This is a genomic window from Arthrobacter sp. NPDC056493, assembly GCF_042795115.1.
In the GTDB taxonomy this organism is placed as follows: Bacteria; Actinomycetota; Actinomycetes; order Actinomycetales; family Micrococcaceae; genus Arthrobacter.
Genome location: NZ_JBHTSL010000017.1, coordinates 23,562 through 42,130, shown reverse-complemented (window position 1 = coordinate 42,130; position 18,569 = coordinate 23,562). Strand labels below are relative to the sequence as shown.

The window sequence follows — 18,569 nt, the reverse complement described above, 5'->3', positions numbered from 1 at the left end:
GTCCACATATCGCAAGTTGGAGTGCCCCCAACTCGCGATATCTGGACAAAAACTCCAAGGGGAGCGGAACGAAAAGAACGACGACGGCCGCCCGCCTTCGCGCAGAAGGTGAGCGACCGCCGTCGTACTTTTTGGAAGTTATGCCTTGTGGGCCGGGGCCGTCATGGTGGTGACGTCCAGTGCCTTGTCGAGATCGGCTTCGGAAACCTTGCCTTCGCCTTCACCGACGAAGCCGAGCTTCTCGGTTGCCTGGCGGACTGTGAGGCCCTCGGCTACGGCGGTCTTGGCGATCTTGGCGGCGTTTTCGTAGCCGATGTACTTGTTCAGCGGGGTGACGATGGACGGCGAGGCCTCGGCGAGGAAGCGGGCGCGCTCGACGTTGGCGGTGATGCCGTCGATCATCTTGTCGGCCATGACGCGGCTGGTGTTGGCCAGCAGGCGCACGGACTCGAGCAGGTTGGCGGCCATGACCGGGATGCCGACGTTCAGCTCGAAGGCGCCGTTGGTGCCGGACCAGGCGATGGCGGTGTCGTTGCCGATGACCTGGGCGCAGACCATGATGGACGCCTCGCAGATGACCGGGTTGACCTTGCCGGGCATGATCGAGGAGCCCGGCTGCAGGTCCGGGATGGCGATTTCGCCGAGGCCGGTGTTGGGGCCGGAGCCCATCCAGCGCAGGTCGTTGTTGATCTTCATGAAGGAGATCGCGATGTTGCGCAGCTGGCTGGAGGCTTCGATGAGGCCGTCGCGGTTGGCCTGTGCCTCGAAGTGGTCGCGGGCCTCGGTCAGCGGCAGGCCGGTGTCCGTGGCGAGCAGTTCGATGACGCGCTCCGGGAAGCCGGCCGGGGTGTTGATGCCGGTGCCCACGGCGGTGCCGCCGAGCGGAACTTCAGCCACGCGGGGGAGGGAAGCGTTGATGCGCTCGATGCCGTAGCGGACCTGCGCGGCGTAACCGCCGAATTCCTGGCCCAGGGTGACCGGGGTGGCGTCCATGAGGTGCGTGCGGCCGGACTTGACGACGTCCTTGAACTCAACGGCCTTGCGCTCCAGCGATTCGGCCAGGTAGCCGAGGGCCGGAATGAGGTCGTTGATCAGGGCCGAGGTGGCCGCTACGTGGACGGAGGTGGGGAACACGTCGTTGGAGGACTGGGAGGCGTTAACGTGGTCGTTGGGGTGGACCACCTTGTCGCTGCCGGCAGCCTTGAGGGCGCGCGAAGCCAGTTCGGCGAGGACCTCGTTGGTGTTCATGTTCGAGGACGTGCCGGAGCCGGTCTGGAAAACGTCGATGGGGAAGTCGCCGTCGTACTTGCCCGCCGCCACCTCGTCGGCAGCGTCCGCGATCGCCTTGGCCAGCTCGCCGTCGAGCACACCCAGTTCAGCGTTGGCCTGGGCAGCGGCCTTCTTGACCCGGGCCAGCGCCTCGATGTGAGCACGTTCCAGGGTTTTTCCGGAGATCGGGAAGTTCTCGACTGCACGTTGCGTCTGCGCGCGGTACAGGGCGTTCACGGGGACGCGGACTTCGCCCATCGTGTCATGTTCAATGCGGAACTCTTCAGTGGAAGTCATGGGGCTAGCTTAGGACGCCCGGGCGCCGCATCGAAAACCGTGAACGGCTTGCTACAGGCGGCCCGCCCGGGCGCTTTCGGAAGGTTTTTAGAGGTTGCCGATTCCGGAAACAAGCTCCGCGTGGCCCTCGCCGAGGCTGTAGGAGAGCCCGATGACCGCGGCCCGGCCGGACTCGATTGCGTCCGAAATCACACGCGAGCTGTCCACCAGGCGCTGTGAGGTCTGTTTGACGTGCTCCACCACCATGTCGTTGACCTCGGTCTGCTCGTTCCGCAGGGAGGTGAGGACCGACGGCGTGATGCGCTCCACGAGGTCGCGGATGAAGCCGACCGGCATCTGGCCGGTTTCGACGGCGGCCTTCGTGGCGCTGACCGCTCCGCAGCTGTCGTGGCCGAGCACCACGATCAGCGGGACGCCCAGCACGCCGATGCTGTACTCGAGCGAGCCGAGGACGGCGTCGTCGATGACCTGGCCGGCGGTCCGGACGACGAAAACGTCGCCGAGTCCGACGTCGAAGATGATTTCAGCGGCGAGCCGTGAGTCCGAGCAGCCGAAGATCACTGCGAAAGGATGCTGGTTCTCCACGAGCGAGGAGCGCCGCGAGGCATCCTGGTTCGGGTGCGAGGATTCGCCGGTTACGAAGCGTTCGTTGCCTTCGCGCAGACGGCGCCAGGCCAGGGCAGGAGTCAGGTATGTCGTCACGGCCCCACCTTACGGTGTGGGGCCCGCCGAGGGGGAAACAATGACAGCAGGGTTACTTTCCAGGGATTTGACGACGGCGGCTGCCAGGACCGCAAATTCCTCCAGATTGGCGTCGCCCGCCAGGACCACGGTGGTGCCGCGGTAGGCGAGCACCATACTCTTCTCGCCCTTGCCCGTGTCGTGCAGTTCCCACTCCTTGCCGCCGGCGTTGCGCGTGCCGGTGACGGGGGCGTTCTTTGTCTGCTGCAGGAGCCAGGTGGGATTGGCCTTGCTGGTCTGCGTCAGGCCGATGAATTTTTCCTTCGGGGTCACGTACCCCACCTCCCAGGCCGCGACGCCCGTGCCCGAGGCCGCGGCCCAGCGGGCGTAGTTCGGATGGAATGTGTCGCCCGGCGCGGGGGCCACCGGTGTGAATCCCGCCACACCTGCGGCGTTCCCGGCTACGGCGCTGACGTCAATGTTGGGCCGGAAGCCGTCCGACTTCGGGGACGGATTCATCAGGACGATCGGCAGGAACGCCGCGACGCTGACCAGCAGGGCGATGATCATGCCGATCACCGAGGCATTGGCCCGTTTGGCGGCAGCCGCGGGGATTACGGGCCTGACGGGCTGGCCCGCCGAGGAGGGGGAGGGGGCGGGAGCCTGCACGCGGCTCGAGGGGGCGGACTGGTCCTGCATATCACTCACTCTTCTATAGTCGCGCATGCGGGGTCCGAACTCACATTCGAAGCCGGCGGCGGTGAGGCCCGCCGTCCGTTACGGGCCGGGGTAATCCGCCCCCCGGGGCCCTGCGGCGGCGACTATGATCAGTTACAGAGGAATCACCGCGATGGTCGACTCAGGCCTCGCGGGTTCAATGATCGCCACTCGAAGAAGAGGTTCACGTGTCACCAGCGTCCATTACCCAGAAGTACTCAACGCTTTCCCCGTCGCTCGCCGTCGGCATTGACGAGCCGGACCGCAACCTCGCTCTTGAACTTGTCCGCGTCACCGAGGCCGCGGCGATCGCCGGTGGCCACTGGGTTGGCTTCGGCGACAAGAACAAGGCCGACGGCGCCGCCGTCGACGCGATGCGTTCGTTCCTTCAGACCGTCCACTTCAACGGCGTCGTGGTCATCGGTGAAGGCGAAAAGGACGAGGCCCCGATGCTGTTCAACGGCGAACAGGTTGGTGACGGCACCGGTCCTGAGTGCGACGTCGCCGTGGACCCCATCGACGGTACCCGCCTGACCGCACTGGGCATCAACAACGCCCTCGCCGTCCTCGCCGTCGCCGAGCGCGGCTCCATGTTCGACCCCTCCGCCGTGTTCTACATGGAGAAGCTGGTCACCGGTCCTGAGGCCGCCGACATGGTTGACCTGCGGTTGCCCGTCAAGCAGAACCTGCACCTGATCGCCAAGGCCAAGGGCGTGAAGGTCAACCAGCTCAACGTCATGATTCTGGACCGTGACCGCCACCGCCCGCTGGTCGAGGAGATCCGCGAAGCCGGCGCGCGCACCAAGTTCATCATGGACGGCGACGTCGCCGGAGCCATCGCGGCTGCCCGTTCGGGCACCGGCGTGGACGCCCTGATGGGTATTGGCGGAACCCCGGAAGGCATCGTGGCCGCCTGCGCCATCAAGTCCCTGGGCGGCGTGATCCAGGGCCGGCTGTGGCCCACCAGCGACGACGAGAAGCAGAAGGCGATCGACGCCGGCCACGACCTCGAGCGGGTCCTGTCCACCAACGACCTCGTCACCAGCGACAACTGCTACTTTGCCGCCACCGGCATCACCGACGGCGACCTGCTCCGCGGCGTCCGGTACAACAAGGAAAAGGTCCTGACGCAGTCGATCGTCATGCGCTCCAAGTCCGGCACCATCCGCTTCGTGGACGGCGAGCACCAGGCCAGCAAGTGGGAAGGCTACGCCCGCAAGAGCTAGCCCTCCGCTTTCCTCCAGCGCGAACGAACACTTGAGCCCCGAATCCGTCACGGATCCGGGGCTCAAGTGTGTTCATTCGCGATTGCTTGCGAGTCAGCCGACGTTCAGGTTCCCGACGCCCGGCGACGCTGCTGACCCAGAATCGTTGCCCTGATTTTTTCGAGGACAAACGGCTTATCGCCGTCGAGGTCATCTTTGAAGATCCTCAGTTCCGTCCAGCCGAGGCGTTCGGTGGTCTCCTTCCGCCTCCTGTCGCGCGCAGCCTGGTCCGGAAACGAATGGTGCCCGCCATCGTATTGCAGCGCCAGCCGGTGTTCCGGATAGGCGGCGTCCGGCCATACCGCTGCCTGCCCCCAGCTGTTGTGGATGACATAGTTCAGGACCGGTTCTCCAAGCTTCGTGCGGGCCAGAATCAGCCGCATCCTGGTTTCCTGCGGCGAATCCGATCCGACGCGGATCTCGGGGAGCGCCAAGCGTGCGGTTTTCATTCCGCGCATGCCAGGATGCGAGGCAACCATTCGCCGCAGGTCATCGATCGTGGCCAGCGGGGTCCTTGGCTTCGGAAATTCAGGCCCGTGGGCAACTACCGCCGAGTCTCCTGCGGCGATTAGCTCGTCAACACTGAGAAGGCCGGCGAGATCGAGCCACGTCCTGGCAGCCGAGGTAACCCGGACGCCGGCGTGCGTGACTACCTCGCCGGGTTTGAACGTCATCCGGTGACCGACCACGTTTCGCCGCCGCGGCTGACTTCCGTTTCGGTCACGCGCAACATGTATCCTCCAGTCCTCCTGCATCCAGCCAGGAAGACCAAACTCCCAGATGCGGGCGCCGGAGTGATGGGTGAGAGTTGACGAGTCATCGAGCGCAGTGTAGGCGCGCAAATTCGCCGGAGTTGTCGCATCCCCCTGCAGTGGAACGCGGATCCCGCGTGAGGGAATGGCTACGTCAGGTTTGCGTTGGCGCCGCCGGGACACCCCGGACGCAGCGGCGTCGGATGAAGTGAATGATCCTCCGAGCAAGTCAGACGGAAGCGGCGAGAGACCCATGCTTCAGTTTGCACCGGCCCAAGGGCACGTTGAACGTTATCCACAGGTGCAATCCCCGCATGGAGCGCGAACGTACACTTGGGGCCCGGGAATCTCCGGCGGGCGGGGCTTAAGTGTTCGTTCGCGCTCAGGGGGTGGGGCTTAAGTGTTCGTTCGCGCTCAGGGGGTGAGGCGCTTGATGAGGGCCTTGATGCCGTCTCGGAGGCTGCGGGCCATCTGGTAGGCCGCGTACCGGGGGCGGTTGACGGGCAGGTCCCACGTGCCCGGGTAGGCGATTTCACGCCCGCCGAACGACTTCTTGAATGCGGTGAACCCTGCCCACTTGTGGTCGGGCTGGTCGGCCGGGGCCACGCCCCACAGGTCCACGTGCTTCAGGCCCTTCTCCCGGGCATCGGCCATGAGCGTCACCAGGAGAGGAATGCCCGCGCTGAGCTTGCGGTGCGTGTCATCCATGGCCGCGTGGGCGTAGGTCCGGGTGTCGGCCGAATCGTAGGCCAGCGCTGCCGCCACCGGGCCGCCGTGCAGATCGGCGATGAACAGGGTTGCTGCGCCCGCCGGCATGAGGGACTGGGCCACCTGCGTCAGGTACTCGTCGCTTTGCGGTTTGAAGCCGTTCCGCCGTGCCGTCATGTGCAGGAAGTTCAGGAGCACCCGGATGTCGTCGGGATCCTGGGTGGTGCGGAACGTGACGCCCTTTTTATGGATGTTCCGGTACAGGTTGCGGTTGACCGGCTTCATCTCCGCCAGGACTTCCTTGAAATCCCGGTCCAGGTCCACGATCCAGCTGAGTTCGGGCTGCTGGTTCACCGGGGCCGGCTGCAGCCCACGGTTCCGCAGGATCCCGGGCCCACTCTCAGGATCGAGGCCCACCGGTTCGATCCGGATAAACACGGCACCGCAGGACCTGGCCAGCCCGCGGAGGGCTGCCAGCGCGGCGTCGAAGGCCTCAACCGACTCGGCGACAGGACCGTAGGGCGCATACAGGACCTTGCCCGCGGGGTTCTTCTCCTCGATGGCCAGGAAGCTCCAGCCGGGACCGGATTGCCGGTGCACGTGGCGGCCCAGCGACTTCTGGAAGTCCTCCCAGGCTTTCGTTTGCAGGAAATACTCCACAGCGGGTCAGGCCTTTGTCGAGGTGGTCACGGCGAACGCCACGGCATTCTCCGACGCCCCGGCCACGGGATGGACGTTCACGGGCGCTTCGGCAGCCGGCAGGAAGGCACTTGTGCCGTGCTCCAGCTGCAGGTCGCCCTTCGGGGAGTCAAGGATCACGGAACCGGCCACCACAATGACCACCGCGGCGCCCGACTGCGCCAGCGGAACAGGCTCGCCGTCCGGCTTCAGTTCGATGCGCTGAAGCTGGAACTCGCGGAAGGGCGGGAAGTACAGTTCCTGTCCGAATTCGGAGGTCTCCGGCCGGAGCATGGGGAAGCCCACCGACTCGAAGACGATGGTGTCCAGCAGTTCGGGAATGTCGATGAACTTGGGTGTCAGTCCGCCGCGGAGCACGTTGTCCGAGGACGCCATCACCTCGACGCCGAGGCCGTGCAGGTAGGCGTGGACTTTGCCGGCCGGAAGGTAGGCGGCCTCGCCGGGTTGCAGGGACAGCCGGTTGAGCAGCAGGGAGATCAGCACGCCGGGATCTCCGGGGTATTCGCTGTTGAGGCTCAGTACCGTGGACAGTTCCAGCTGGTAGGGAGCCATGGGTGCGCCGGAGGCCAGCACGTCGACCACCCGGGCCGTCGCTTCGCTGACTGCCTCGCCGCCTGCGATCAGCCGTTCGAACGCCGACCTCAGCGCCTTCTCCTCCTCGGGCTGCGAGAGGTCCTCGATGACGTCCTTCAGAACCTGCGGCACGCCGTTCCCGGGAAGCTCAAGGCAGCCTGCCAGGTGGAGGAAGATGTCGCGGGACCTCTCCGGTGCACGGAAACCGCACAGCGACTCGAACGGGGTCAAAGCGAAAATCATTTCCGGCTTGTGGTTGTCGTCCCGGTAATTTCGGTTTGCCGCGTCGGCCGCAATGCCGGCGGCGTTTTCGCGGGCGTAACCGGCCCTGGCCTGCTCAAGGCTCGGGTGCACCTGCAGCGACAGCGGCTTTGCCGCGGCGAGGAGCTTAGCCAGGAACGGCAGCCGCGGACCGAACTCGGCCACCGAAGCCGCGCCCAGGAAATGTTCCGGGTCCTCACCGATCAGTGCGTCCAGCGGCGTCGTCGTGCCGTCCCTCCGGATGGCCACCGACGGCGAGTCCGGATGGGCCCCGATCCACAGCTCGGCTTCCGGACCGCCGGACGCCGGCCGCCCGAGCAGGCCGGCGATCGCCGTCGTCGATCCCCATGCATACCGGCGCAGGACATTATCTATCTGGTACACGCCTCGTGTCCCCCTCTTTTGGTGTAAATGCTCAAAGCGGTGCGCACTGGCCGTTCGTGGCCACAAGGTCGCGGATGGCCTGTTCGTTGCCTTCGCGCTTGAACTGGTTCAGCATCGCTTCCGTGATCGGTTCCCCCTCAGGGGTGGTGGTCACCGGGGTGAAGTCCGACGACGACGATGGTGCCGGTGAGGGGGTGGTGGCCGGAAGTCCGGCCAGGGGACCTCCGGCACCTGCGGCGGAGAGCCCGCTGCCGGGCACGGAACGCGGCTGCAGCAGCGTGTCTTCGGTCGCCGTGCCCTCAGGGGCGGCGGCCGGCGACGATTCGGAGCTGGCGGAAGCGAGCAGTTTCCTGACCCGGTCATGGATCTGGTCGAAGTCGGGCACCGTGGAGAAGGACGCCGCAAAATCCGGCGGACCGATGGTGAGCCTCTTGACGTCCTGGCCCTTGGCCTTCATGGCCAGGTCCACGAAGCTGCCGAGCTGGCTGGAGGAGATGTTGGACTCCACCACCTTGGTGCCGGCGTTGGCGATGTCCTCGAATTTCGACAGCAGTGTTGCCGGGTCCAGCTGTTTGAGCATGGCCTGCTGCACGCACTGCTGCCGCTGGATCCGGGCGTAGTCGTCCACGAACTCCCGGGACCGGCCGTACCAGAGGGCGTGGTAGCCGTCCAGCTTCTGGTCGCCGGCCGGAATCCAGCCCAGGGGCATGCCGTGGATGCCGTTGGCCTCGTCGATCATGTCGCCGCTGATGGGCACCCAGCCGCCGGCCTTGATCCGGATGCCGCCCATCGCGTCAATGAGCTTCGCGAAGCCGTCCATGTCCACCAGCACATACGCCTGCACCTTGATCCCGAGCGTGCCCGAGACTGCTTCCAGGGTTGCCTGCGCACCTGGGTCGGCAACGCCGGGGTAGAGGTCCTTGTGCTTGTTCGTGACCTCGGTGTTGATGGCGTTGATGAGGCACTCGTCGCCGCAGTTGTAGCCGTCCGGATAGACCTTCCGCATCGGCGAACCCTCGCTGAACTGGGCGTTCTGCAGGTTACGCGGCACGGAGATGATGGCCGTCTGGCCGGATTTGGCGTCAACGCTGAGCACGGACAGGCTGTCCGGGCGGCGGCCGGTCCGGTCCGCACCGGCGTCGCCGCCCATCATGAGGAAGTTGTAGCGGCCGTCCACCGGGTCGATGGCCGGGCCGTTGGCGTTGAAGATGCTGCCGATCGCATTCCGGCTGACGTTGAGCAGGTACGCCGCGTAGCCCAGCGATCCGCTGCTCACCACCATGGCGAGGACAAGCGCAATGACGACGGCGGGCCGCATCCTGGTGGGTAGCAGCACCGGCCGGATGAGACGCAGGGTGTTGACGAACAGCACCAGCCAACCCACTGCCAGCGCGGCAAGGACCAGGACGATGAGCAGCGAGGCAACCGGATTGGTGATGATGTTGATCAGCAGGGTCCGGTTGGTGAACAGCAGTACCAGGGCAAGGACCACGAGCAGCCAGGCGCTGAGTGTGACGCGCAGGGCGATCCGGCCAAGCTTGCGGTCCCCGGCCACGATCTGGGCGCTCCCGGGCACCAGCAGCGTGAGCACGATCAGCAGGAACGCGCGCTTGGTCCGGACAGGTTCAGCAGCGCTCGACGGGTTGCGGACGGGATCCGACAGTGGGCCCATGGACGGCAGTTCGGTGTTGGACATGGCAGATCCCTATCGGCTGCTCCGGAGAGCCACGTTTGAGTCGGAGAAGACTTCGTTGACTTTCTGGCGGAGGTTGGCGCCCTTCCGGCTCGCCACGTCGTTGAGTTCCTGGGCGAAGTCCAGGAGTTCCGTGCGGAGACGGGCAGCGAGCTCGTCGGTGCCCGAGGCCAGCATGCGGACGGCGAGCAGGCCTGCGTTCCGCGCCCCGGCGATGGAAACCGTGGCCACCGGGACCCCGGCGGGCATCTGCACGATGGAGAGCAGGGAATCCATGCCGTCCAGGGTCTTGAGCGGGACCGGCACACCGATCACGGGCAGGGGAGTGACCGACGCCAGCATGCCCGGAAGGTGCGCGGCACCGCCGGCGCCGGCAATGATGACACGGAGGCCGCGCTCGTGGGCGGTCTGTCCGTAGCGGATCATTTCGGTGGGCATGCGGTGGGCCGAGACAACATCCGCCTCGAACGGAATGCCGAACTCGGCCAGGGCGTCGGCCGCCGCCTCCATGACGGGCCAGTCCGAGTCCGAGCCCATGACGAGGCCTACGAGGGGGGAGGGGGCACCGGTTTCCGGGGCTGCAGCGGATTCGGGGCTCATGGGGTCTCCTCGGTGGTGCCTGTTGCCGCGGCCGGCAGCCGGCCGTCGCGGATGATGTTTGCCACAGCGGTGGCGCGCTGGCGGAGGGAGTCGACGTCCGCAGCGGACGCGCCCACCAGGTTGACGTGGCCGATTTTGCGGCCGGGACGCACGGACTTGCCGTAGCAGTGGACCTTGGCGGCCGGTTCTGTGGCCAGTGCGGCCGGGAAGGCGGAGAAAAGATCCTGGTTGTCGCCGCCCAGGAAGTTCTTCATCACGGCAACCTGGCCCAGGACGTCCGTGGCGCCGAGCGGCAGGTTCAGGACCGCCCGCAGGTGCTGCTCGAACTGGCTGGTGACGGAGCCATCCTGCGTCCAGTGCCCGGTGTTGTGGGGGCGCATCGCCAGTTCGTTGATCAGGAAGCCGGCGCCGGTGCCCGGCGTCTCGAACATCTCCACGGCCATGACGCCGGTGACGCCGAGTTCGTTCGCGATCCGGAGGGCAGCCTCCTCGGCGGCGGCAGCCACCTCCAGGGAGATGTTCTGTGCCGGCGCGATCACTTCGTCGCAGACGCCGTCCACCTGGATGGTGTGGACCACCGGCCAGGCGCGGGACGCCCCGTCCGGAGTGCGGGCCACGAGTGCCGAGAGCTCACGGCTGAAGTCGACCTTGGCCTCGGCGAGGAGCGGGCTCATGGATTCGAACCAGTCGGCGGTCTCCGCGGCTTCCTCGGGGGAGCCGACGATGCGCACGCCCTTTCCGTCATAGCCGCCGCGCGGGGTCTTCAGCACCACGGGCCAGCCGATCCGGTCCCCGAAGCTGATGAGGCCGGCGACGTCGTCCACCGCGGCCCACTCCGGGTTGGGCAGTTCCAGGCGGTCGATGGCGGCGCGCATGACCAGCTTGTCCTGGGCGTTAACCAGCGCGTCAGGGCCGGGCTGGACGTTGACGCCGGCCTCGATCAGGGCATAGAGGTGGTCACCCGGGACGTGCTCGTGATCAAAGGTCATCACGTCCAGGCCCTTGGAGAATTCCATCAGGGCCGCGAGGTCCTTGTAGTCGCCCACGGGGGCGTTGGGGACCGCGGAGACCGCGGATACGTCTTCGCCTTCGGCCAAAATACGGAGTTCAAAGCCCAAGGCGGTGGCGGCGGGGGCCATCATGCGCGCAAGCTGGCCGCCGCCAACCACGCCGATTACTGGAAAAGTCACATCTTCCAGCCTACAGAAAAGGATCGCGGTTGCCGTCTTTAATGGCTGTGAAGCTCCCCAAGTCGCACGAATTTAGTGGGTCGGCTGCGGATGGCGCCGTCCAGGGCAGGGGTGCTCCGAGGATACTCCCGGGAAACGGGGCTAAAATGGGAGCTTGGCCCAACGGCCCCCAGTATTCAGACGGCCACGGAGGGTCATGATTAACACACTTGCAGAGCGCATCCGGGGACTCGCCTCGCTTTTCTGGCGCGAGGTGGCGAAGTTCGGTGCCGTGGGCGGTGTGGCATTTGTCATTGACAACGGGCTGACTTATTACCTGATGCACGGACCCATGACGGACAGCGAGGCCAAGGCCCGTTTTGTGGGCGCCACCGTAGCCACCGTGTTCTCCTGGATTGCCAACCGTCTGTGGACGTTCCGGCACCGCCGCCAGGCCAACGTGGTGCGTGAATTCCTGATGTTCATCCTCATCAACGGCATCGGCATCGGCATCTCCACGGGGTTTACGGCCCTGGCGAAGTATTCGCTGGGCGTCACGGACAAGAACATGCTCTTCGCCGCTGGCGTGGTGGGCATTCTGGTTGCGACGGTCGTCCGCTTCTTTGCGTACCGGTTCCTCGTCTTCAACCAGGAACTGGACCAGGAGCCGGAGTTCTCGCACGACCACGAGATCATCGAGGTCCACCACCACTCCGCCCATCCGGCGGAGCGCGTCCTGGAACCGGACGTGGAGGACCCCGAGCGGCCCGTCCGGCCGAGCTAGTCGCATCCCCGGGGCCATGCCCGGCCAGCGGCTCAGTCGCCGTGGACGCGCTCCGCTGCGAGAAGCTTGTCTGTCAGCTCCACGTCGCCGTGGACCAGGACCACGGAACCGTCGCTTTTCCACGCGCCAAGCGCGTTGGCCAGCGCCGACTCGAGGCCGTCGGCCGCGCGCACCAGGAGCCTCGCGCTCGGCTCGTGTCCGGCAGCAAACTCCGCCAGGAGGGCTTCGTGGCGGACGGCCGCACCCTCTGAGCTGCGGACCGCAGGAGCTCCGGGATCGGGGTCGTTGTGGGCCATGAACACGTCGCCGTGTGAGCGGACCTCCGCGGCGTAGTCGAGAACTCCGGCGGGCAGGTCGCCGGGCCACCGCATTGCCAGGGCCGGCAGCGGAACTGCAACGACGGCGTCGAATCCGTCCTCTGCCGCGTCCGGTTCGGACGTGGCGAGCAGGTCCGCTTCACCTGATCCGAGCACCACCTCCATGCCCAGTTGCCAGGCGGCAAGGGCCCAGATGATGGATTTCCAGTGCGCAGGAAGGTCAAGCCGCAGCCGCATTCCCGGTTCGGCGTCGAGTTCGTCCTGGAGCAGGTTGCTGGTCTTCGCGACCCAGTTGTCCAGCACGCGCCCGGAGAGTTCCACCCGCTCCGCGTCGGGGCCGTACCAGGTCAGGCGCGGCGAGGTGGAGTGGCCCGAGCGCAGGGCCGTCATGAGGTCAGTGGCCGGGATGTTCATGGCTTCATCTTGCCACGCCTTCCGGCGTGATCTCCGGCACAACAGTTTGTAACGTTGTTTGCCTTACTCTCCCGGAACGCGAAAGAATTGGCGGAATTGCGGTCGCGCCGGGCTGGATACTAAGGTTGCTGTCAAATTCCGGACGGCCGCCGCGCGGTGCTGAAAAATAATTCCCGGGCGTGGCGCACCTGCCGATCGCCCGGGGGATTGATTATTATTCCGTCGCGGCTTGACTCCCCCTACTTACACGCGTGTAATTAGATATCGAAAAGCCGCGGCGAACTCTCAGGAACACCACGTAGTGTACTGATCGCCGGGCGGGGGGCCGCACTACTCAGGAGGGGACGCCATGGGGCAAGCGGAGCGTATGCATGATGATGCTGTTATGGCCGGCCAGGCCACAGCAAAGTACAGGTCTCGGGGGGTACCCAGCGACTGGTACGTAGATCCGGCTGATCCGGACGCCGCAGAGCGGTACAACCAGGACACGTCTGCCTCGTTGCAGGACCAGGCCACGGCCTTCCTGGCACAGCATGACACCTTCCAGAACGAGTCCCTGCTGGCTGGTCAGCCTGAGCAGGACGAGGACGATCTTGATCCCCCCATGGAGATCCGGAACCCGGCATCCTCCACCCTGGCCCAGCCGGTGTGGATCGGGTTGCCCCTGGGGCAGGATTTCGACGACGAGGGCGAACTTGGGTGGCAGACCGACGCCCTGTGCGCGCAGACGGACCCGGAGGCCTTTTTCCCGGAAAAGGGCGGTTCCACGAGGGACGCCAAGAAAGTCTGCGCAGCGTGCAGCGTGCGGTCGCAGTGCCTGGAGTACGCACTGGCGAATGACGAACGGTTCGGGATTTGGGGTGGCCTCTCCGAGCGTGAGCGCCGACGGCTGAGGAAGCGGGCAGTCTAATTCTTCAGGAAGTACACGTCACTGCCGTTGTGGTAGCCCACAACGGCAGTGATTATCTGCCCAGGACGCTTTCAGCGCTGGCCTCACAGACCCGGCCGGCGGACACCGTGATCGGGGTGGATACCGGCTCACAGGACACGTCGGCTGCCCTTCTGCAGCGCGCCGTCGGCGACGCCAACGTCATCACCGTCAACGGCGGCAGGGTAGGGATGGGCGCCGCCGTGCGGGCCGGCCTGGCCTCCCTGGCCCCCTGGAACCCGCACGGCACGCAAGACCGGTCCGAATGGATCTGGCTGCTGCATGATGATGCGGCACCTGCCCCAGAAGCGCTGGCCGAACTGCTGCACGCCGTGGAGCGCGCCCCCTCCGTTACGGTCGCGGGCTGCAAGCAACTGGACTGGAACGCCAAACGGCGCCTGATCGACGTCGGGCTTTCCACCAGCCGCTGGGCCGAGCGGCTCACGCTGATCGAGGCGGACGAACTCGACCAGGGCCAGTACGACGGACGTTCGGACACCTTCGCCGTCAACTCCGCCGGCATGCTGGTCCGGCGGGACATCTGGGAGCACCTCAAAGGCTTCGACCCGGCACTTCCCGGCACGGGCGACGACGTCGACTTCTGCTGGCGGAACCGGCTGGCCGGGCACCGGGTGGTGGTGGTTCCCAGCGCCAGGATGTTCCACGTCTCCCACCGGCCGCACGCCCTGGGCACGGCCCCGGCCGCCCGCCGGGCACAGGTCCACCTGCGGCTCAAGCACGCCCCGCTGTGGGCGCTGCCGCTGCACGCTGTCGGCGCCCTCCTCGGCAGCCTGCTCCGGCTGGTCTTCAGCATCGCCGTGAAGGATCCCGGGTACGGCTTTTCGCAGCTCCTGGCCACCACGGCGGCCCTCGCCAGGCCTGCCGCCCTTGCCCGAGGGCGGCGCAACGCTGCCCGCACCCGCCGCGTCCGCCGGTCCGTGGTCAAGTCCCTGCAGACCGAACGGCGCGAAGTGTGGGGCCACCGGCGCTCCCTCATGGAAGCCTTGGGCGCGGACGACGCGCGGGCCTCCGAGGACAGCAACGATCCGCTGGAGGAACAGCCCAGCGGCGACTCGACTGACGACTTCGCAGCCCTGTCCACCAACGAGCGGGGCTGGGTGGGCAACGGTGCAGTCGCCGCAGTCATCCTCGCCACCGGGGCGTCCTTCGCCGGGCTTGCAGCGCTTTTCCAGGCCGACGCCGCTGCCGGCGGGGCGCTCCTGCCGGTCTCAGCCCGGCTGGAGGACATCTGGCACCACGCCTCGAGCTGGTGGATTGGACTGGGCGCCGGGCTTCCGGGGCACGGCGACCCCTTCGGCTACGTTATCTGGATCCTTGGCCTGCTGGGCGGCGGCAACGCCAACGGCGCCCTGATCTGGCTGCTCCTGCTGGCCATGCCGCTCTCCGGCCTGACTGCCTGGTTCGCTTCCGGTGCCCTGACCTCCTACCGCCGCTTCCGGTTGGCGGCTGCCCTGGTCTGGGCTGCGGCGCCCGCCCTGCAGGTGGCTGTCAACCAGGGGCGCATCGGCGCCCTGCTGGCGCACCTTCTGATGCCGCTGCTGGTTCTTGCGCTGCTGCGGGCCACCGGCTCCGCCATCGGCCGCGGCCGCTTCGCCGCTGTACCGGCCGGCAGCCCCGCGGACCAGCCGCCGGCCAAGCCCGGAATCAATGGCACGCCGTCGTGGACGGCGTCGGCAGCCGCCGGCCTGGCGCTGGCGGTTATCACCGCCGCCGCACCCTCCCTCCTGCTGCCGGCCGCCGTCGTGATCATTGTCCTGAGCCTGCTGCTGGGGAAGCGCGGACGCACTCTGTGGTGGGCGCTGCTGCCGAGCGCTGCGCTGTTTGTGCCGTTTGCGCTGTCCACCCTCGACCGTCCCAGGGCACTGCTGGCCGACCCCGGGCTGCCGTTGCCCTTCGACGGCGCCCCGGTATGGCAGCAGATCTTGGGACAGCCACTCAGTTTTGACCCCGCCGGCGGTCTTGCCGGGCTGGTGCTGTTTTCCGCCGGCTCCGTCCCCTGGGCGCTGCTGCTGGCCCTTCTGATCGGTGCCCCGCTGCTGGCGCTGGCCGTTGCCGCGCTCTTTGTTCCGCTCCGGGTCCACGCGGACCGCCGCGGCCGCATCGCCCGAGCCCTCTGGGTCGCGGCACTGGTCTTCCTGGCCGGCGGGTGGCTGGCGGCGCACGTCGCCACCGGGGCCGGCCCGCAGGCGCTCGTGGTGCCATTCACCGGTCCGGCCGTGTCCGCAGCCGTGTTCGCGCTGCTCGGAGCGGCCATCATCGGCGGCGATGGTCTTCTGACGCTGGCCAATTCCGGTCCGGACAGCGCGGCCCGTGGCGGGGGAGTGCGGCCCGGCGCCGTGGCCCGCGGTGCCGCGGCGCTGGCGCTGGTGCTCCTGCTCGCCGGACCGCTGGCCGGGCTGGCGGCCTGGACGGTGCAGAATGTGGTGCAGCCGGCCGACGCGGCGGCGAACGCTGACACGGCAGACCTCGGGGCTCCCAGGCTCGTGGGCCCCACGGGCACGCGGATGCTGCCCGCCACCGCGGTGGACCGCGGCGAGGGACCGGAACAGACCCGGACGCTGCTGATCAGCACCGGCGAAGACGGAACGTACAGTGCCACGCTGATGCGCGGAGGCGGCACCACCCTGGACGGCCTCTCAACCATCGCGGCGGCCCGGGACATCCTGGGCAACCCCGGGCAGGAATCGGTCCGCGACGACGACGAGGTCACCGCGGCACTGCGCACCAGCGTGGCCACCCTGGTGGCCGCCCGCGGCGTCGACCCGCGGCCCGAACTGGAGCGGCTCGGCGTCGGCTTCGTCGTCCTGCGCGCCGCAGACACGGCAGCGCAACTGACCGCCAGCCGGATGGACGCGGTTCCCGGTCTGACCGCCGTCGGGCCTACCGACTCGGGCTGGCTGTGGCGGGTGACACCCCTGAACGACGCCGTCCTGCAGCCCGCCGACGTCGCCCACCGCGTGCGGATCATGGACAGCAAGGGCGCCACGATCGGGCTGGTTCCCTCGGATCTGACCGGCGTGCAGGCCTCGGTGCCCAAGGGTCCCGAGGGCCGGCTGCTGGTGCTCGCCGAGCGGGCGGATCCCGGCTGGACCGCCTGGCTCGACGGCCGCAAACTCACCTCCACCACCTCCGGCTGGTCCCAGGCCTTCACACTGCCTCCGCAGGCAGGGCAGGTGACCGTCCGGTACGAAAGCCCCTGGGCGCTCTGGTCCGGCATCCTGCAGGCCGCCGTCATTGGCCTGACAGTCCTGCTGGCGCTGCCAATGCCGGCCCGGCGCCCCAATACCGGCCTGTCCAGGGACGAAGGCTCCCTGCGTAAGGAATACCAGAATGCATGAGGAAGAGAACGACGGCGGGACGCCGGCTAAGCGGGGCAGCGGACCGGCAGCCAGGGCTACTGGAGGCAACGCTTCCGGCAGCAACGCTTCCGGAGGTCGGTCCAGTGGGGCCACCCGCATTGCCGGCCGCCGCGGCATGGTGGCCGGGGTGCTCTCCGGCGTGGTCATCCTCGCCGCCGGAGGAGGCGTTGTAGCGGCGACTACCCTGGCGCCGCAGCCGGTGGCCGCCCAGCCCTTCAAAGCGGCGGAGGCGGCTGTGCCGGCCGGAAGCGTCCAGGACGTCTGCCCTGCTCCGGCGAGGCTCCTTGAAGGAACACCGGTGGGAACCGACCCGCAGTTCAGCCCCGAATCCGCCACGGCCAGGAGCGCCGTGTCCGCGGCGGTGGTCAGTTCGGCGGGCGGCAGTCTTCCCGGCAGCGCTCTCTCCGCGCTGAAGGGGTCCGAGCTGCAGCGGATCGCCAAGGCGCCCGCCTCGGCGACGTCTCCGGCAGGCTCCTCCGGAGTGCTGGCCGGGGTCGTCGAAGGGCACGGCGTGGACGACGTCAGCGTGCTCTCGGCTGACGCCCTCGCCAACCGGCAGCCTGCGGCCGCAGCCCTTATGGCCTACACGGCAACCGACGGAGACCTGCAGGGATCGGCGGCGGCCGCCTGCCAGGCACCCTCGAACGACCTCTGGCTCAGCGGCGCCAATACCGCGGTGGGCCGCAGCAGCGTCATCCACCTCACCAATGCCTCCACCACCCCCGCAACGGTGAACCTTGAGCTTTACGGGAAGGCCGGGCACATCAAGGCCTCGGGCAGCCGTGGCCTGCTGGTGGGGCCGAAGTCGACGCGCTCCATCGTCCTGGCCGGTCTCGCTCCCGGCGAGGAACGGCTGAGCGTGCACGTCCGAAGTTCGGGCGGACCCGTCAGCGCCTTCATCCAGCAAAGCGTGCTGCGAGGGCTGACCTCGGGCGGAGTGGATTTCATTTCGCCGGGCATCTCCGCGGCTCCGTCCCAGGTCGTGACAGGCATAGACATCCAGGACGCCGGCGACGTGAAGTCACTCACCGGCGAATCCGGTTTTGACGACGCCGGCCCGTCGCTGCAGATCACCGTTCCCGGCCCGTCGGACGCCGTGGTGGAAGTGAAGCTGTTTGGCCGCGCCGGGCAGCAGGCACTTCCGGGCGGCGGAGTTGTCACGGCGAAGGCCGGCACCGTCACCGAGGTGCCCCTGGCCGGTGTTCCCGCCGGCAAGTACACCGTTTCCGCGACGTCGGACGTCAGCATCGTGGCAGCCGCGCGGGTGAGCCGGGGACTGAAGGCCAGCCAGAGCCTGGACTTCAGTTGGTCGCCCGCCACGGCCCAGCTGGGCAGCCAGCACGTGGTCCCGCTTCCCCAGGGCGGGGAGCGGCAACTCGTCTTCGGCGCCCTGGACGACAGGGCCACCATTTCCTACACCCCGATCACGGCCGACGGGAAACTCCGTACCGCGGCCACCGCAGACATCGCCGCCGGCACCACGACGACCCTCAAGGCCGCCGACGAGATCGGCAACTCGGCCGTCGTCGGCTATCTTGTGTCCGCCTCCGGCGGCGCGGCGTACGGCGCCGTGCTGCTGGAACGGGAAGGCCGGAACGATGTTTCCACCGTGGCCATTGCCCCGGGCGCAGAAGGCCAGGAAAAAGTAGCGGTGACGCTGGGCTACTAGCCGCGCGGC

Annotated in this window: 15 protein-coding genes; 5 read left to right on the top strand and 10 right to left on the bottom strand. The window is 67.5% G+C overall.

Features of this window, described 5'->3' with window-relative positions; genetic code table 11:
- Nucleotides 1-138: 138 nt before the first annotated feature.
- The 3 genes from ACFQ50_RS09615 to ACFQ50_RS09605 all read right to left on the bottom strand — a co-directional run bounded on the left by ACFQ50_RS09615 (nucleotide 139) and on the right by ACFQ50_RS09605 (nucleotide 2,946).
- On the bottom strand, nucleotides 139-1,566 hold the full coding sequence (locus ACFQ50_RS09615; RefSeq protein ID WP_377995296.1) for a class II fumarate hydratase: 1,428 nt from the start codon (nucleotides 1,564-1,566) through the stop codon (nucleotides 139-141).
- Between the two features lie 87 nt (nucleotides 1,567-1,653).
- Nucleotides 1,654-2,268: a carbonic anhydrase gene (locus ACFQ50_RS09610; protein ID WP_377995295.1), complete on the bottom strand. Its 615-nt coding sequence runs from the start codon at nucleotides 2,266-2,268 to the stop codon at nucleotides 1,654-1,656.
- Nucleotides 2,269-2,277: 9 nt separating this feature from the next.
- Nucleotides 2,278-2,946 (bottom strand): DUF4245 domain-containing protein, encoded by a 669-nt coding sequence (locus ACFQ50_RS09605; protein WP_377995330.1) that lies wholly within the window; start codon nucleotides 2,944-2,946, stop codon nucleotides 2,278-2,280.
- A 206-nt stretch (nucleotides 2,947-3,152) separates the two neighbouring features.
- Between ACFQ50_RS09605 and glpX the strand changes: the two genes are divergently transcribed.
- Complete coding sequence (glpX, locus tag ACFQ50_RS09600; protein ID WP_003797994.1) at nucleotides 3,153-4,190, top strand: class II fructose-bisphosphatase; 1,038 nt, start codon at nucleotides 3,153-3,155, stop codon at nucleotides 4,188-4,190.
- 104 nt (nucleotides 4,191-4,294) lie between these two features.
- On the opposite strand, the gene ACFQ50_RS09595 is transcribed toward glpX, so the two are convergent.
- The 6 genes from ACFQ50_RS09595 to ACFQ50_RS09570 form a co-directional block, all read right to left on the bottom strand.
- Nucleotides 4,295-4,903: an endonuclease domain-containing protein gene (locus ACFQ50_RS09595; RefSeq protein ID WP_377995294.1), complete on the bottom strand. Its 609-nt coding sequence runs from the start codon at nucleotides 4,901-4,903 to the stop codon at nucleotides 4,295-4,297.
- A 492-nt stretch (nucleotides 4,904-5,395) separates the two neighbouring features.
- Complete coding sequence (locus ACFQ50_RS09590) at nucleotides 5,396-6,349, bottom strand: lipid II:glycine glycyltransferase FemX (RefSeq protein ID WP_377995293.1); 954 nt, start codon at nucleotides 6,347-6,349, stop codon at nucleotides 5,396-5,398.
- 6 nt (nucleotides 6,350-6,355) lie between these two features.
- Complete coding sequence (manA, locus tag ACFQ50_RS09585) at nucleotides 6,356-7,606, bottom strand: mannose-6-phosphate isomerase, class I (RefSeq protein ID WP_377995292.1); 1,251 nt, start codon at nucleotides 7,604-7,606, stop codon at nucleotides 6,356-6,358.
- 31 nt (nucleotides 7,607-7,637) lie between these two features.
- Nucleotides 7,638-9,302: an LCP family protein gene (locus tag ACFQ50_RS09580; protein ID WP_377995291.1), complete on the bottom strand. Its 1,665-nt coding sequence runs from the start codon at nucleotides 9,300-9,302 to the stop codon at nucleotides 7,638-7,640.
- A 9-nt stretch (nucleotides 9,303-9,311) separates the two neighbouring features.
- Entirely contained in the window at nucleotides 9,312-9,899 is a 588-nt protein-coding gene (gene purE / locus ACFQ50_RS09575; protein WP_377995290.1) for a 5-(carboxyamino)imidazole ribonucleotide mutase, read from the bottom strand.
- Nucleotides 9,896-11,089: a 5-(carboxyamino)imidazole ribonucleotide synthase gene (locus ACFQ50_RS09570; protein ID WP_377995289.1), complete on the bottom strand. Its 1,194-nt coding sequence runs from the start codon at nucleotides 11,087-11,089 to the stop codon at nucleotides 9,896-9,898. Before ACFQ50_RS09570 ends, purE begins: the two co-directional genes overlap by 4 nt.
- A 196-nt stretch (nucleotides 11,090-11,285) precedes the next feature.
- Between ACFQ50_RS09570 and ACFQ50_RS09565 the strand changes: the two genes are divergently transcribed.
- Nucleotides 11,286-11,852 carry a GtrA family protein gene (locus tag ACFQ50_RS09565; RefSeq protein ID WP_377995288.1) on the top strand — a complete coding sequence of 189 codons (567 nt, stop codon included), beginning with the start codon at nucleotides 11,286-11,288 and terminating at the stop codon, nucleotides 11,850-11,852.
- 32 nt (nucleotides 11,853-11,884) lie between these two features.
- Here the strand turns inward: ACFQ50_RS09565 and ACFQ50_RS09560 are convergent, their stop codons facing one another.
- On the bottom strand, nucleotides 11,885-12,583 hold the full coding sequence (locus ACFQ50_RS09560) for a TIGR03089 family protein (RefSeq protein WP_377995287.1): 699 nt from the start codon (nucleotides 12,581-12,583) through the stop codon (nucleotides 11,885-11,887).
- A gap of 349 nt (nucleotides 12,584-12,932) precedes the next feature.
- Here ACFQ50_RS09560 and ACFQ50_RS09555 point away from each other — a divergent pair, with 349 nt between their 5' ends.
- From ACFQ50_RS09555 to ACFQ50_RS09545, 3 genes are read left to right on the top strand one after another with little or no spacing between them, the layout of a single operon-like run.
- The gene (locus ACFQ50_RS09555) at nucleotides 12,933-13,493 is read left to right on the top strand and encodes a WhiB family transcriptional regulator (protein WP_377995286.1); all 561 of its coding nucleotides are present in this window, start codon (nucleotides 12,933-12,935) and stop codon (nucleotides 13,491-13,493) included.
- Nucleotides 13,494-13,522: 29 nt separating this feature from the next.
- Entirely contained in the window at nucleotides 13,523-16,870 is a 3,348-nt protein-coding gene (locus ACFQ50_RS09550) for a glycosyltransferase family 2 protein (RefSeq protein WP_377995285.1), read from the top strand.
- Complete coding sequence (locus ACFQ50_RS09545) at nucleotides 16,863-18,560, top strand: DUF5719 family protein (RefSeq protein WP_377995284.1); 1,698 nt, start codon at nucleotides 16,863-16,865, stop codon at nucleotides 18,558-18,560. Before ACFQ50_RS09550 ends, ACFQ50_RS09545 begins: the two co-directional genes overlap by 8 nt.
- The last annotated feature ends 9 nt before the right edge of the window (nucleotides 18,561-18,569 follow it).